The organism is Bradyrhizobium sp. I1.14.4 (assembly GCF_050435825.1).
Lineage (GTDB): Bacteria > Pseudomonadota > Alphaproteobacteria > Rhizobiales > Xanthobacteraceae > Bradyrhizobium.
The window spans coordinates 1-13,458 of record NZ_JBNDLA010000036.1 but is presented as its reverse complement, the minus strand read 5'-3'; the positions used below and the strand labels follow the sequence as shown (position 1 = coordinate 13,458).

Genomic DNA, 13,458 nt, shown 5'->3' with positions numbered 1-13,458 from the left:
TTTTAGACCGACGGGCTGCCCAGGGCGCGACATTCGGCCTCTTTCTCCACCACGTGCAGGTAAACTTGGTTCGCATCCTGGAGAGGGAACAGACGATGTCTGCTCATATTGGACGAACCAACCGCCACCCAGCGCTTGACCGTATAAGCGACAAGCGCTTGCTGCGCGAGCTTGCCTACGTCGACGGCAACTGGTCAGCGGGTCACGCCGCAACGAGCTTTCAGGTCAGCGATCCCGCGACCGGCGCGATCCTCGGCTACGTGGCCTCGCTCGACGCCGAGCAGACAGGAGAAGCGATCGCGGCAGCGACGAGGGCCTTCCCAGCCTGGAAAGCGCTGTTGCCGCAGGAGCGATCGAAGTGCTTGAGGCGCTGGTTCGATCTCATCATTGCTGCCCGCGAAGACCTTGCGCTCATCATGACCCTTGAACAGGGCAAATCCCTAGCCGAATCACGCGGCGAGATCGACTACGCATCTTCCTTCGTTGAATGGTATGCAGAAGAGGCCAAGCGCCTTAGCGTCGAGGGCGTGACTGGCCACTTGCCCGGGGCAGCGATGTCGGTTGTACGGGAGCCAGTCGGCGTGGTTGGTGTGGTTACGCCATGGAACTTCCCTTCGGCCATGCTGACCCGCAAGGTCGCTGCGGCGCTTGCCGCTGGCTGCACTGTCGTAGCGCATCCTTCCTCCGAAACGCCACTTTCGGCACTCGCGCTTGCCGAACTTGGTGAGCGTGCTGGTCTTCCGGCCGGCGCCTTCAACGTTGTCCCAGGGGATGCGAAGACTATTGTCGAAAGGCTTTGTGCCGACGCGGGCGTGCGCGCCATAAGCTTCACCGGCTCAACAGAGATAGGCCGCAGGATCGCCAGCCAGTGCGCGCCGACCATGAAGCGGTTGGTCATGGAGCTTGGTGGCCACGCGCCCTTCATCGTGTTCGACGACGCCGATCTCGACGCGGCGGTCGAGATTGCGGTTGGCGCCAAGTTTGCCACCTCCGGTCAGGACTGTCTCGCGGCCAACCGTCTTTACGTCCAACGCTCGATCTACGAGGCCTTCTGTGTCGCATTCGCCAAGCGCGTTGCTGCGCTGAAACTCGGCAGCGGGCTCGAAGAGGGCGTCGAGATTGGCCCGCTAATACACGCACGGGCCGTCCATAAAGTCGAGGAGCATGTGCGCGATGCGTTGTCGCGCGGCGCCCGCTGCCTTGCCGGAGGCAGTCGATCGCCACTGGGAGCCCTCTTCCATCAGCCGACGCTGCTGATCGACGTCCCCGACGAAGCTCTCATCATGCGCGAGGAGACCTTTGGTCCGGTAGCTGCCGTTGCCCCTTTCAACACCGAGCAGGAGGTGGTGGCTCGGGCCAACGACACAGAGTACGGGCTCGTGGCCTACGTCGTCACTGAGAACGGCTCGCGGCAGCAGCGCATGGCACGCGCCCTCGACTACGGCATGGTGGCGGTGAACCGGGTGAAGATCACAGGCGCCCCGATTCCGTTCGGCGGCACCAAGCAATCTGGTCTCGGGCGCGAAGGCTCCCGCCACGGCATGGAGGCCTTCACCGACCTCAAATATGTCTGCGTCCAAACCCTCTGAAACCCGTACTGCTAGGAAAGTAACAGCAATGCTCGGCAATTCGAACGAACTCACCGTTTGGGATCGGGACTATTTCTTTCACCCCTCGACGCATATGGGCGCGCATGCGCGCGGCGAGACCCCAACCCGCCTGATCGGCAGCGGCGAAGGTGTCTACATTACGGACAAATCCGGCAAGACCAGTCTCGACGCCTTTGCAGGTCTTTATTGTGTCAATGTCGGTTACGGCCGTCAGAAGATCGCTGGGGCGATCGCAAAGCAGGCGAGAGAGCTCTCCTACTATCACGCCTATGTCGGCCACGGCACAGAAGCCTCGATCACGTTGTCAAAGATGATCATCGATCGCGCGCCGAAAGGCATGTGTCGCGTCTATTTCGGCTTGTCGGGCTCCGACGCCAACGAGACGAACATCAAGCTGATATGGTATTATAACAATGTGCTCGGCCGGCCGGAGAAGAAGAAGATCATCTCGCGTTGGCGCGGCTATCATGGTTCGGGTGTCATGACCGGCTCGCTGACGGGGCTCGAGCTTTTTCACAACGCCTTCGATCTGCCGCGCGCGCCGATCCTGCACACCGAGGCGCCTTATTATTTCCGGCGCGCCGACCGCTCGATGAGCGAGGAGCAATTCGCGCAAACCTGCGCCGACAAGCTGGAGGAATTGATCCTGGCCGAAGGACCCGATACAGTTGCAGCTTTCATTGGTGAGCCGATTCTCGGCACCGGTGGCATCGTTCCGCCGCCCGCCGGCTACTGGGAGAAGATCCAGGCCGTGCTGAAGAAATACGATGTGCTGCTCGTCGCCGACGAAGTCGTCACTGGCTTTGGTCGTCTTGGGACGATGTTCGGCTCCGACCACTACGGCATCAAGCCCGACTTGATCACCATCGCCAAGGGCCTGACTTCCGCGTATGCGCCGCTCTCGGGCGTCATTGTCTCCGACAAGGTTTGGCAGGTGCTCGTGAAGGGCTCCGATAGACTCGGCGCTATCGGCCATGGGTGGACCTATTCCGCTCATCCGATCTGCGCGGCCGCCGGAATCGCAAATCTAGATCTAATCGACGAGATGGGTCTGGTCGCCAATGCCGGCGACACCGGCGCCTATTTCCGTGCAGAGCTCGCCAAGGCGATCGGGGACCACCCACACGTTGGCGAAGTGCGCGGCGACGGGTTAATGGCGGCAGTAGAATTCGTCAAAGACAGGGACGCTCGCGTCTTCTTCGACGCGTCGCAGAAGGTCGGTCTGCAGGTCGCCGCCGCACTGTTCGAGCGCGGCGTTATCGGCCGCGCAATGCCGCAGGGCGATATTCTCGGGTTCGCGCCGCCGCTTTGCCTGACGAAGAACGAAGCCGACATCATCGTCCAGAAGACGAAGAATGCCATCAATGCCGTGTTTGCCAAGTGATAGGAGATTGACGGCGCGACTTGGACAAGACCTTCAGCCAGTTAGCGCTCGGGCCAGGCATCCTGACCACCCACTGTGCGGATCGGCATCAAACGCATCCGCACCGAGTATTGAATCACTATCGGACCGGCTAGCCCATACGGAGTGGTCGAGAGTGCCGGCCGGCCATTCTCACCGATCGGACTGGATGGCTGATTACAATACACCCACGCGACGCCGTCACTTACCCAAGCCCCGCCGTTGAGTTTCGGCTGACCAAATGGGCAGACGGCAGCAGGTTGACCGCCCTGTCCGTGCCATCGGCAATAGCAAGTGGCGAACGAGTCCTACTCGGGAGTGTGTTCGATGGTCGTTTCAGGACTGACGAGGGAGGCGCTGAAGCAGAGCAAGCAAGAATGACCTACGCAAGAAAACACTTGGTCACAGCCAACTCGCCATAGGGCTTCGACCATGCCTGTGGAATTTCGAGATCTGCGCTGGGCTATTACCGCGTCCCAGCACCGAAGCCTCCGTCAAGCGGCAGAAGCGCTCAACATCAAGCAGTCGACTCTTAGTCGCCGCTTGCGCAATCTCGAATACAAGTTGAGCAGCACTCTGTTCGAGCGCACAAATGGCGGTACGCGACCGACGATCGAAGGTCAGGAATTCCTCGATGCTGCCCGGCGCGTCGTGGGCGAAACTGATGCAATGACCGCTCGTCTCACGACCCGCTCGCGTGGCGAGAGCGGTCGGTTGACCATCGGCATCCACACCTCCCTCTCAGCCGGCAATCTCCGGGCCACTCTCCTCGAGCACCGGCACCGCTTCCCCGATGTCGATAGACAACTGGTCGACGGAGCGAGCGACCATCTGATCTCGAATCTCGCCAGCTCCGCCGTTGACGTCGCCTTGGTGGCCGAGCCCAATCCGAAATGGAGTGACAGGTCATTGTTGCTCTGGAGCGAGCGTGTCGTTGCCGCTCTCCCCGCGAACCATCCGCTGACAGGCCGTGACGTGGTCCACTGGGGCGAACTGAGGCGCGAACCTCTTTTGTCGTCACAGCGCGGCCCGGGACCGGAATTCCTTAAGCTTCTCATCAGCAAATTGGGATCCTCCGAACCTTGCCTGCTGCTTCGCCATGATGTCGTGCTCGACCGGCTCCTCTCCTTGGTCGGCGTGGGCTGGGGTATTCTGCTGGTACTGGAAAGTGCGACTGGCGCAGCCTATCCGGGTGTCACTTTCCGTGAGGTGAATGATGCCGAGGGGCCGACGCGGCTGAGCTTCCGCGCCTATTGGCGGCAGGCCAACAGCAATCCATCGCTGCGTCCGTTCCTCGACCTGCTTCGCGAGCGCTACCCGGATCTTTCGACCGATCCCCCTCCGGCTTGACCGGCACCTCAGCGTGCCTTCGCGAAGGCCCGGTCTGTTGCCATGAAACGCTCGATCATTGGCGCGATCAATTTGGCCGGATCGGTCGGCGTCGTCGCGCCTCCGCTACGCGTCAGATAATCGGCGTAGCTTTTCAGATCCCTGAAGACCGCCGCCGGCAGCTCGATGGTGAGCTTGACCGGCTTGTCGTCTTCAAGCGGCCCAAGCTTGAGTTTCGTCACGGTGTTCCTCCCTCGCGGTAGGGCGCCAGCACCAGGTCGCGCGAGACGATGACGCGGACCGGGAATCCTGGCCGGATGGTCAGCGTCGGCTGGATGTTGAGCTGGCGCTGCACGATCTGCTGGCCGGTCTGGCTGATGCTGTTGGACGCCCCGCTGCGGATCGCTTGAAGAAGGTTGTTCTCGTTGTAGCGCGACAATCTGGATGGGAACATCCTGATTGTCGCGCCGCATCTCGTTCTGGCTCGTACCCGCCTCGGCTCCGACGCTGAGCATGGTCGAGAGAACGGCGGTCTTGAACAGCATGCCCCAATGGTTATCGACCTCGTCCTCGAATCCTGCACAACAATCCCACGCGATACCCCATCTGCATGCTCGATCACGAACCATCATTTTTGGGCAGTGATTGAGCGTGATTCTTAGCCCCCTCAATCGCAATGGCCGCAGGCGTGCCACATCGGCTCCTGCATGCGACCGGCGTTTGCATACAGCCGCGGCGACGTTCGATTAACACCATAGGACGCGGCCATTTCGAAACCAAAAATGCGAACCGCAGTCCTTTTTCCTCCAGACCGAGGGATGGAGGGTGGCAGTCCCGTCGTCATGGCGCGTAACACGCCAGCAAGGACGTTCATCGGGGAGAAGATTCATATGTAAAACAGAGCGGCAACCGCACGGGCAGATCATTGCTGCCTGCTCCTGGTAGCCGTCCTCCTGGACGATGTAGAGGGTCCGGCGCTTCAGGTGCTTGGGAAGGGTGTCTTCGACCAGCAAGGTCGCATACGGCGGGACGATCCAATTATGAATGCGCCTATATGTGCCCCGCAGAAACCTATCTGCTCGCCCATATGCATTCAGCAGAAACCGACTAAACCTGCTCACGCCTTTCGCCTTTCCGCGAGCTCCATAAGCCCCAGGAGCGGCGTCGTATCGCCGAAGCCTACCTTCGCCCCCAGGATATCGCAGATTCCCTCTTCAGGGTCGTAGATGAGCTCCATGCTCGCAAGACTAAACGTGACGGCCGCATATGCGCCGTTCGGCTCCTCACGGTAAGGATGCAGGCGCGCGAGCATCTCGTTCACGGCAAGCGCCGAGGCGAACATGTTGACGCTGATGACGGCGGGTCGGTGCCCGGCCACGCCCCTGATGTAGCCATCCTCCACCTGCCGATCATGAGCTGCCGGGTCGTTGCGGCGCAGACCGGCCGCGGCGACGTCGCTCATCGCGAACAGGCCGCGGCTGACAAGGCTGGACCGACCAGGGCGCAAATAGTTCACGGTGCCGCAAACTTCACGGATGTAGGCCACGCCGTCGAAATCCTTGGTCGCGTCCAGGCGTACGCCGATATCGAAGTAGGGAATCGAATAGTAGGATGCGATAGCATTGAGAAGATACCGCCCATCTACCGTATCCATGCAGCCGAAGATGATGTCGCATTGAGCGACTTCGCGGATGACCTCGGGGTCCCACAGGTTTTTCTTCATTGGAATGAACCGAGTGCCGAGGCCGGTGCGCCCGACCGCGTCGGCTAGTACGTCAACTTTCGGGCGCTCGTTCTCCACGTCATCCATGGTGGAGTTCAGGATGCGATTGACGTTGCGCTCCTCCATGTGGTCGTCATCGACACCGACAATCAGGGCGGCACCAAGTCTCATGAGTTGTTCGATGGTTGGACTGCCCGTCCCTGACGCGCCAATGACCGCGAACGAGAGCCGACGCAAACGCTCAATCGTGCCCTTGTCGAATGCCTGGGCGTGGGAGGCCACGAAGTTGGGCAGTTCGATACTGCCCGCGTCCGCATACCAAAAATGCAGATCGTCTCCGGCGACACTTATGCAATAGATCGGGTCGAAACCGCCGGCCGCGTTCAAGACGCGCCCGAACATCTGGCCGTCAGGCAACATCACGGCGCTTCCGTGCGGCACATCTGCCTCGACCCATCCCCGGATCATCGGCAGCAATCGCTCGTCGCCCTTGTCATCCGTTAGCGAGAAGGCGGCATAGCCGCCGGGATGGCTGTGAACCTTAACGACCGACAGGCCTTCGGCGGTAGCGCGGTCGAGCATTGGGGCAATATAGTCCGGCGGCCAAGTGACCCGCATGGGGGTGCGTTCCGAACAGTCCTCGTACGGGATGCCGTGAATCTCGCGCACGACGAGCCGATGGCTGCGGTAGCCCGCGCGGCTGCCGCACAGCAAGATCGCGACGGCTTCGTTACCGTCGCCGGGGAAGAGAAAACTCTTCAAGTGCTCGTGCTGGTCGCCTGAAAAAGCCAGGGTGATGTGAGCGATCATTTCTCGAACTCCCGGTCGAGCCAGTCCTCGATCAGGATGACATGCGTCCCGATGTGGTCGCGCCCGATCTTCCACGGGTTCGCGCCCGTGCGATGGCGAGACCAGCGCTGGTAGGTTTTTCCGTCGAGCTGTTGCTGCGCTTCGGTTGCCCCGATTTTCTTTCCGTCCGACCGCGCGAGGGCCGGAAAGAAATACACCATGTTAAGTTCGGTGTTCGGGTAACCGGTCTCGATCCGGATCGCCGCCGTCACCGTCGCGTGGTTGTAGCCGCGCGGCGCGGGGAAATCGTGGATAAGCACCCACTGGGAGCCGTCCACGATGGTTTCCCACGGCAGCCCGTATTCGTCGAGAAATTCCCGGTCGATGGGCAGCAAGTCAAACTGACGACGGAGGGTCATCGCTCAACCCTCCGTCTGATCACGCGGCAGGGCCTTAAACTTCTCCACGCCCGGGCGGCGGAGATCGACCTGATCGTCGAGCCCGACCTTATGCGGCTTTTCACCGGCCATTTTGACGCGAAGAGTATAGTTCTCCGCGGGCAGCAAGCCGGCAAGCGTCAGGATGGCGCGGCCGGTCGGAGTCGGCTCGTTCACTACGAACGGGTCGCCGTTCACGAGGATCCGATAGCCCTTTGAGAGCGGCGGGCGCTTGCCCAGTTTGGCGTACTCTTCGAGATCGATGATCTCGTCCAGCACCTCTTCCACGCCTGAATCGGCGCTCCTTTCTTCAAGGTTGTCAGTCATGTGATCTACTCCCTGTGAGACGTGTCCGGGCACCTCGCCTTTCCACGGTTCCCATATAACATAGCGCGCTAAGAATATCAAGTAAGCTCTTTGCGCGCTTGACCATAGCGGCTGGCCGGAGTAGAATCACAACAGAAACAATAGCTTGCAGGAGCACCCGCCATGCTCTCCCCCACGGATGGAAGGAACACATCGAAACTGACGCTCGGTCAGTATCTCGCGTCGATTCGCGTGGACCGGAACCTAAGTCTGCGCGAGGTCGAGGAAGCGACGAATAAGCAGGTCTCGAACGCCTACTTGTCGCAGATCGAAAACAACAAGATCAAAAAGCCATCGCCGAACATTCTGCATGCGCTCGCAGAACTCTATGCCATCAGCTTCGAGAATCTGATGGACATGGCCGGGTACATATCCGGCAACAAACGCGCCGATACCGAGCGGCACGGACGTATCGCGACCTTCGCCGAGCACAATTTGTCGGCGGAGGAAGAGACCGAGATGTTGCAGTACCTTCAATTCATGCGGGCAAGGAAAAAGCCGGGTGACAAAAGCTGACGATAGCAGTCTCGAACCCGAAGATCTTCGCGCGGTCGAGGAGCGAGCGCGGCAACTTCTCGACCGCGCAAGCGCATGGGATAGATTCCCGGTGCCTCTTGAAGATATCCTTGCCGCTGCAAATGTGCGCGTTGCCCAAACCAGCCTGTTCGACCCTGTCGCCGTCATGGAATACTTGGCCGGCAAGGCAATCCAAACAGCAACCGTCGTAAAATCCGCCCTTGGCAAATTGTTCGGCCTCTATGATTCCGCTGACACGGTCATTCATATCGATGACAGCGCCATCAAGTCCAAATCAAAGAAGACGTTTCTGACGCTCCACGAAACCGCGCATCACGACCTTCCCGTTCACAAGCGCATGTTTCGTTTCTTCCAGGACAGTGAACAACATCTCGATCCCGAAATCTCGGACCAGTTTGAACGCGAGGCCAACAACTTTGCCCGATTTGCCCTCTTTAAGGGCGACACTTACGCGCGCTATGCGGCTGACTGTAAGTTCGACATCAAGACGCCCATCACGCTCGCAAAGAAATTCGGCGCATCCAACTACGCCTCGGCCCGGGAATTTGCCCGCACTCACCATCGTGCCTGCGCCGTATATATCCTCGAACCTATCGAGTTCGTTCCGGGTCATGGCGCGCGGGCTGCGGTCCGTCGCATCGAACCCTCGCCTCCTTTCATCCTTCAGTTTGGCAAACCTGCGGACTCCGTCATAACGACCGATCATTGCCTTGGCCCTATTCTTCCGATCGGTCGAAAGATGACACGCCCTACAACCATCTCAATGACGGATCGCAACGGCCTTCCTCACGAGTGCGTGGCGGAGGCTTTCGACACGACACACAATATCATCATTCTGCTCTATCCGGTGAATGCACTTGGCAAACCAACGATCATCCTTCCGCCGGGCTTCAAAAAAGTCGTTTAGCCGGCAGGCCTCAGGCCGCGACAGAACGATTCAGCTTTTGCGCTGGTTGAAGCTTGCCACGCGCAGCTCCAGAGAATTTCCTGGCGGAGGCTGCAAGGGCGCCGATTACGGGGTCATCTAATGTGGTGCGACGACCTCCCGGGAAAATCATGGACGAGCCTCTGGTCAGGTTACGTGTTGTGCGGAGGGGACTGTCCCGGCATTCGCAGGATCGATGCGCGCTGCCCCGCGTGCGGTTCCGACCCGTTTGATACTTCGCCCTTCATCAGGACCATAAACGATGAGCGGACGGTCATCCATCCCACTTTCGCAGGTGCTGAAGGTCGCTATGAGGACTACATCTATCTCCAGATGCTCCAGCGTGAATGGGAGCGGCCAACGGTCGAGTTTGAACGCTTCTCACATTTCGCAGATTCGGAACGTCCATCCGCTCGGGCAGCTTTAGTGCTGCTGTTCTGGGGCTACTTTGAGACTCGTATCGAGCGGCTTCACCGAACTGCGATGCGTGGGCTTCCACAACGAATTTTGGATGACGAGCTTCGGCGTTATTCCGGAATCGGGAGCCGCCTCTACGATCTGTACAAAATATTCTTTGGGACGAACTATTTCGAAGATCTTCGAGCGCATGGATTTTCGGTAGTTGCCGATTTGCTAAAAGACATCCACGAACGTAGAAACGAGTTCACTCACGGAAAGCCGCAGGCGATCAACGACACGACAGTGAATGCACTCGTCGAGAACCTTAAAGGCGAACACGAGGCATGGATCGCGGTATACAACAGACGAGTAGGATCCCAAGATGGCCGACGCGCCTCCGAAGGTTGATCGCCAGCTCCTAAGCATTCTCGTGCGGGGCGCCGAAAAGACGTTCGACAACGTCGAGCAGCTCTAGTTTGAGGAAGAAGTTTTGGCAAAAGCCGGTGCCACGACGCGAGCGCTTTGCCTACATCAGATTTCGCTTGAGGAATGCTCGAAGGTGGAGAACATCGGTGCATGGGCAACCAGCTTGCGGTCTGGCCTTGATGTGCTCGACCGCTGCCGGTCGAATGCGCACGTCGATGGGATCCGTCACTTATCGCGCGACCCGATCGAGGATGAAAGGTCGGTCATAAGAAAGCGCTCATCCCAGGTACCGATGCTCGCAATGCCAAGCCAGAGCCTCCGGGGATGGAATGGCGGCCTTGTATCGCGGCGGGCGGTTGGGTGTCCCTTGAAGATCATAATAATGACGACCGTTATCGAAATCTGCTTTCAAGCGGCTGCTGACCTCAAACCGACCTTCCGGAGAGACGGTGACGTATCCCAGGTCAAAGAGCCGATGGATATCGGTGCGCAGGAGCAAACCGTTCGAAGGCGTATGCTCTCCACCGGCCTCGAATGCTCGAATGTGAGCCGCGTCTAAGATTGGCAGGGTTCTTTCGCCAGAGACGGCGTATCGACGTTCGTAGCTGTCAGTGATCGTCAGGCGGAATGCTCCCTGGCCTAATCGCGGCTTGATCAATGTCGGCTTGCCATAGCGCTCAGCCATAATCGGCTCCGCATTTCGAATCTCGGGGACCGAACTCAATCGATCAGTGACCGCGGACCATAGATGTTGACCATCCCTTTCTTCAGTGCTGAACCCCTTGCCGGTCACGATATTTGGCGACCAGCTCTCTGGAACAGGTAGCCAGAGGTCCCTCGACCAGAAGAACGGCTGGGTCAGAATTCGACAGCCAATGACGGGATCCTGTCGATCGTCCAAAGCGATCGAGTCACGACGATAATTCGCGATTCGTGCCCGCATCTCGGCGCGGCTGGAAACACCATTCTTCAGGCCGAAGGCATCCCATGCCAGGGAAAGCGGCGCGATCGACGCGTGGCCGAAAATGCCGCCGCCAACGATGAAGTTGTTTGGCGCATGCAGCTTGAAGAGGAACAACTCGCCCGGTTGGAGCGCCCGAAACTGTGTGGGCCGCTGGGTTGCCAGAAATTGACTTCGTCGTGTGGAGCGGACGCGCTCAACTGGTCAAACCAGGATTTGTCCGTAACGGCGACGAAGAGGCGGACCATGGTCAATCCCGCTGGTCCATTGTGGCCAAGGGCAGAGACGCCCCTCGGCTCCGATTAGCTGGTCGCACATCGATCTTTGGCATCACGCGTCCTCCAACCTGCGCAGACGGGCCTTGACCCCATTGCTGATGCTGTCAGCTACTTCGGCAGGAAATGCTTTCGGGAGCGACGTGGTGACCTGTTCGACCGCCGCTTGCGTCTGTGCGCGCAGCTCATCAAAGATCGCGGTAACGACTCCCGCGCCAATCCCTGCCTTGGCGGCGGTCTGGACAAAATGGCGAGGCATGACGCTGTCGACGACGTAGTGACGGCTGTCACCGACGGCCATGGCCAGCTTCATCTTGTTTCGCTTGATCTGGCCTGCGTCGAGGCTGGGCTGCGCCGAAATCACATCGTAGAGCGGGGTCAGGCGGAAGCGGCCGCCGGGAGAGAGAAAGACGCTGAAATTTTTGGCGTGCCCATCCGTGGCACCGAGAAGCCAGAAGGCAATCACGGCCTTCAGAAACGTCGTTTGATCTGCCTCCGGCTTATCGCTCCCTTTCAGCAGATTGAGGATAGCTGGAATGCCGGGCCCGCCCTCCGATTCGTATTTCAAGGATGGCGGCACGGACAAAGCCTGGCAGCAATCCTCTTGGGGCAAACGTAGGAGACGGTTGTCGCTGGTCCAGCGGCGATCGAACCGCTCGATCACGAGCACATTGTTGCCTTCAAACTCCTCGATCGCGATGGCGGCGCTCGGAAGTCCAAGAGCTGCTGTCAGCTTAAGGCAGAAGAACTCATTCTCGACGCTGTAGGAAAGATCGATGCCGTTCGGCAGTCGGCCAATCTGCGGTTTGAGGATGTGCGTCGTGGCCGTAGTCACCAGCGGCTTGTACCAACGCCCTTTCCAGAACAAGAGCGCGGTCTTTTCCTGGGCGCCGGCGATCGAGATCCGAAAGTCCTCGTCCTCACCAAGCCCAAGGGGAGCCGATGCAAGGTCGCCGAGAAGCCGGGCTATTTCCTTGTCGTCAACAGGTCTGCCGTCGACAGCGCCGGCGGCGCCGGGTTCGATGCCGTCCGGCAGGAATTGCAATGCGCCGACACAGTCCCGTCCGATAGCGGCAAGCAGGTCGTAAGCGTCTATGCCTTGAGCGTGGACGCGCTCCGCCATGCGACGGCGGATGGGCGTGCTGTCGGGCAGGAGATTGTCGAAGACCGCGATGACAGGTGCACCGATATAGCGGTCCTCACGCAGAGCCAGAGATAGCGACACGGGCAGCGCATGCTCCCAGGCGATCCAGGTCGGATCGTACTGAAAGTCGATTGCGCCGCTGGATTGCCTGTTCAGGCGCCCGACGAGACGGCCGTTCAAGAAGACATTGAGCGGGATATGCCGCCGCGGGCGGGCCATCAAAAGATGTCCTCGATCTCGGCCGGCTTTGCCTTCGTCCTGGGACGGATAACGAACTCGAGGTCGAGCGCTGCGAGAATGTCACAAAGCGTTCCGAGCTGAGTCCCGGGTGTGCCACTCTCGACGGCCGAGATGGTTGCCTGTCGTAGCTTTGTTTTGTCCCTGACGCTGGTCTGGTTCAGGCCAAGCTTGCGGCGCTGCCGGCGGATGGCATCTCCGATTTGCTTGGGCGTTCGGGCGATCTGGTCCACTGCGCACCTCTCTAGGCACGCTATATACGCTCCAGAGGTTAAACGATCAATATTCGCCCTGGAGTATAAATACAAATATACTTCCCGGCGTATAAAACATATAAATGCGCTTCAGCGTATAGCCGCCCTCCTGCCCTGCGGGGCGGCTTTCAGGAGCTCTCGCTCCTCATATCCCCATGAGTGCGCGGTAACGACGAATGGTCCTGCAAGCGCGCGTTCACCGGCTTCGGATCGAGAAGCGCACCCACAAACGTAGCGCTATCTCGAGCTGACAGCTTAACCACGGCAAGGCTGTCCTTCTGGAGCTCCAGGCGAGCCCTGGAGTTTCATCGGGTCCGTTCATCACGTCATCACCGCTTTCACACTCCGACACCCATACATCACCGAAGCTAGGCTGAGGGCGTCGCGCCTTCGCAATACTCAATGATTACAGTGGAGTCGGACTGACCCAGAGGATTGGATTGACCACCATTTCTCGTGAGGCGCTTTACGATCTTGTCTGGACTGAGCCGGTGCGCACGATCGCTCAGCGCATGGGCGTCTCCGATGTGTGGCTGAAAAAGTGCTGCGCTAAAGCGGTTTCCGCCGGATTTGAATCTGAGGGATTCCCAAACGGTTAGCGATGATGGAGACTCTGTGCATTGATTCTCCTTGCCGGAGGGGGC

General features: G+C 59.4%; 15 protein-coding genes and 1 pseudogene. 7 read left to right on the top strand and 9 right to left on the bottom strand.

The genetic code is table 11. From position 1 onward, the window contains the following. The first annotated feature begins 95 nt into the window (after positions 1-95). The 3 genes from ABIB78_RS35845 (at position 96) to ABIB78_RS35835 (ending at position 4,362) form a co-directional block, all read left to right on the top strand. Positions 96-1,589, top strand: coding sequence for an NAD-dependent succinate-semialdehyde dehydrogenase (locus ABIB78_RS35845; RefSeq protein ID WP_429033599.1), 1,494 nt, complete (start codon positions 96-98; stop codon positions 1,587-1,589). A 28-nt stretch (positions 1,590-1,617) separates the two neighbouring features. Beyond that, positions 1,618-2,994 carry an aspartate aminotransferase family protein gene (locus ABIB78_RS35840; RefSeq protein ID WP_429033596.1) on the top strand — a complete coding sequence of 459 codons (1,377 nt, stop codon included), beginning with the start codon at positions 1,618-1,620 and terminating at the stop codon, positions 2,992-2,994. 450 nt (positions 2,995-3,444) lie between these two features. Further along, positions 3,445-4,362 carry a LysR family transcriptional regulator gene (locus ABIB78_RS35835; RefSeq protein ID WP_429033593.1) on the top strand — a complete coding sequence of 306 codons (918 nt, stop codon included), beginning with the start codon at positions 3,445-3,447 and terminating at the stop codon, positions 4,360-4,362. An 8-nt stretch (positions 4,363-4,370) separates the two neighbouring features. On the opposite strand, the gene ABIB78_RS35830 is transcribed toward ABIB78_RS35835, so the two are convergent. The 6 genes and pseudogenes from ABIB78_RS35830 to ABIB78_RS35805 all read right to left on the bottom strand — a co-directional run bounded on the left by ABIB78_RS35830 (position 4,371) and on the right by ABIB78_RS35805 (position 7,617). Continuing rightward, entirely contained in the window at positions 4,371-4,583 is a 213-nt protein-coding gene (locus ABIB78_RS35830; protein ID WP_429033590.1) for a DUF2274 domain-containing protein, read from the bottom strand. Continuing rightward, a pseudogene (locus tag ABIB78_RS35825) lies at positions 4,580-4,922 on the bottom strand (TrbI/VirB10 family protein); the annotation flags it as partial. The gene ABIB78_RS35830 and the pseudogene ABIB78_RS35825, both read right to left, overlap by 4 nt. Before the next feature lie 165 nt (positions 4,923-5,087). Continuing rightward, positions 5,088-5,267 carry a DUF6527 family protein gene (locus ABIB78_RS35820; RefSeq protein ID WP_244443473.1) on the bottom strand — a complete coding sequence of 60 codons (180 nt, stop codon included), beginning with the start codon at positions 5,265-5,267 and terminating at the stop codon, positions 5,088-5,090. A gap of 191 nt (positions 5,268-5,458) precedes the next feature. Further along, positions 5,459-6,874, bottom strand: a complete 1,416-nt coding sequence (locus ABIB78_RS35815; RefSeq protein WP_429033588.1) for a ThiF family adenylyltransferase — start codon at positions 6,872-6,874, stop codon at positions 5,459-5,461. Next, positions 6,871-7,272: an E2/UBC family protein gene (locus tag ABIB78_RS35810; protein WP_429033585.1), complete on the bottom strand. Its 402-nt coding sequence runs from the start codon at positions 7,270-7,272 to the stop codon at positions 6,871-6,873. The genes ABIB78_RS35815 and ABIB78_RS35810 overlap by 4 nt, the downstream gene beginning before the upstream one ends. Before the next feature lie 3 nt (positions 7,273-7,275). Next, on the bottom strand, positions 7,276-7,617 hold the full coding sequence (locus ABIB78_RS35805) for a multiubiquitin domain-containing protein (RefSeq protein WP_429033582.1): 342 nt from the start codon (positions 7,615-7,617) through the stop codon (positions 7,276-7,278). A 162-nt stretch (positions 7,618-7,779) separates the two neighbouring features. On the opposite strand from ABIB78_RS35805, the gene ABIB78_RS35800 reads away from it, so the two are divergent. The 3 genes from ABIB78_RS35800 to ABIB78_RS35790 all read left to right on the top strand — a co-directional run bounded on the left by ABIB78_RS35800 (position 7,780) and on the right by ABIB78_RS35790 (position 9,925). Then, complete coding sequence (locus ABIB78_RS35800) at positions 7,780-8,172, top strand: helix-turn-helix domain-containing protein (RefSeq protein WP_429033580.1); 393 nt, start codon at positions 7,780-7,782, stop codon at positions 8,170-8,172. Beyond that, entirely contained in the window at positions 8,159-9,100 is a 942-nt protein-coding gene (locus tag ABIB78_RS35795) for an ImmA/IrrE family metallo-endopeptidase (protein ID WP_429033577.1), read from the top strand. Before ABIB78_RS35800 ends, ABIB78_RS35795 begins: the two co-directional genes overlap by 14 nt. A gap of 120 nt (positions 9,101-9,220) precedes the next feature. Then, positions 9,221-9,925 carry a hypothetical protein gene (locus tag ABIB78_RS35790; protein WP_429033575.1) on the top strand — a complete coding sequence of 235 codons (705 nt, stop codon included), beginning with the start codon at positions 9,221-9,223 and terminating at the stop codon, positions 9,923-9,925. Between the two features lie 295 nt (positions 9,926-10,220). Here the strand turns inward: ABIB78_RS35790 and ABIB78_RS35785 are convergent, their stop codons facing one another. From ABIB78_RS35785 to ABIB78_RS35775, 3 genes are all read right to left on the bottom strand, one after another. Beyond that, positions 10,221-11,021, bottom strand: coding sequence for an HNH endonuclease (locus ABIB78_RS35785; RefSeq protein ID WP_429033572.1), 801 nt, complete (start codon positions 11,019-11,021; stop codon positions 10,221-10,223). 213 nt (positions 11,022-11,234) lie between these two features. Then, a complete protein-coding gene (locus tag ABIB78_RS35780) occupies positions 11,235-12,542 on the bottom strand; it encodes a type II toxin-antitoxin system HipA family toxin (RefSeq protein ID WP_429033569.1) in 1,308 nt (435 codons plus the stop codon). Then, positions 12,542-12,793, bottom strand: a complete 252-nt coding sequence (locus ABIB78_RS35775) for a helix-turn-helix domain-containing protein (protein ID WP_429033566.1) — start codon at positions 12,791-12,793, stop codon at positions 12,542-12,544. Before ABIB78_RS35775 ends, ABIB78_RS35780 begins: the two co-directional genes overlap by 1 nt. Before the next feature lie 461 nt (positions 12,794-13,254). Between ABIB78_RS35775 and ABIB78_RS35770 the strand changes: the two genes are divergently transcribed. Next, positions 13,255-13,413, top strand: a complete 159-nt coding sequence (locus ABIB78_RS35770) for a hypothetical protein (RefSeq protein ID WP_429033563.1) — start codon at positions 13,255-13,257, stop codon at positions 13,411-13,413. Positions 13,414-13,458: the final 45 nt, after the last annotated feature.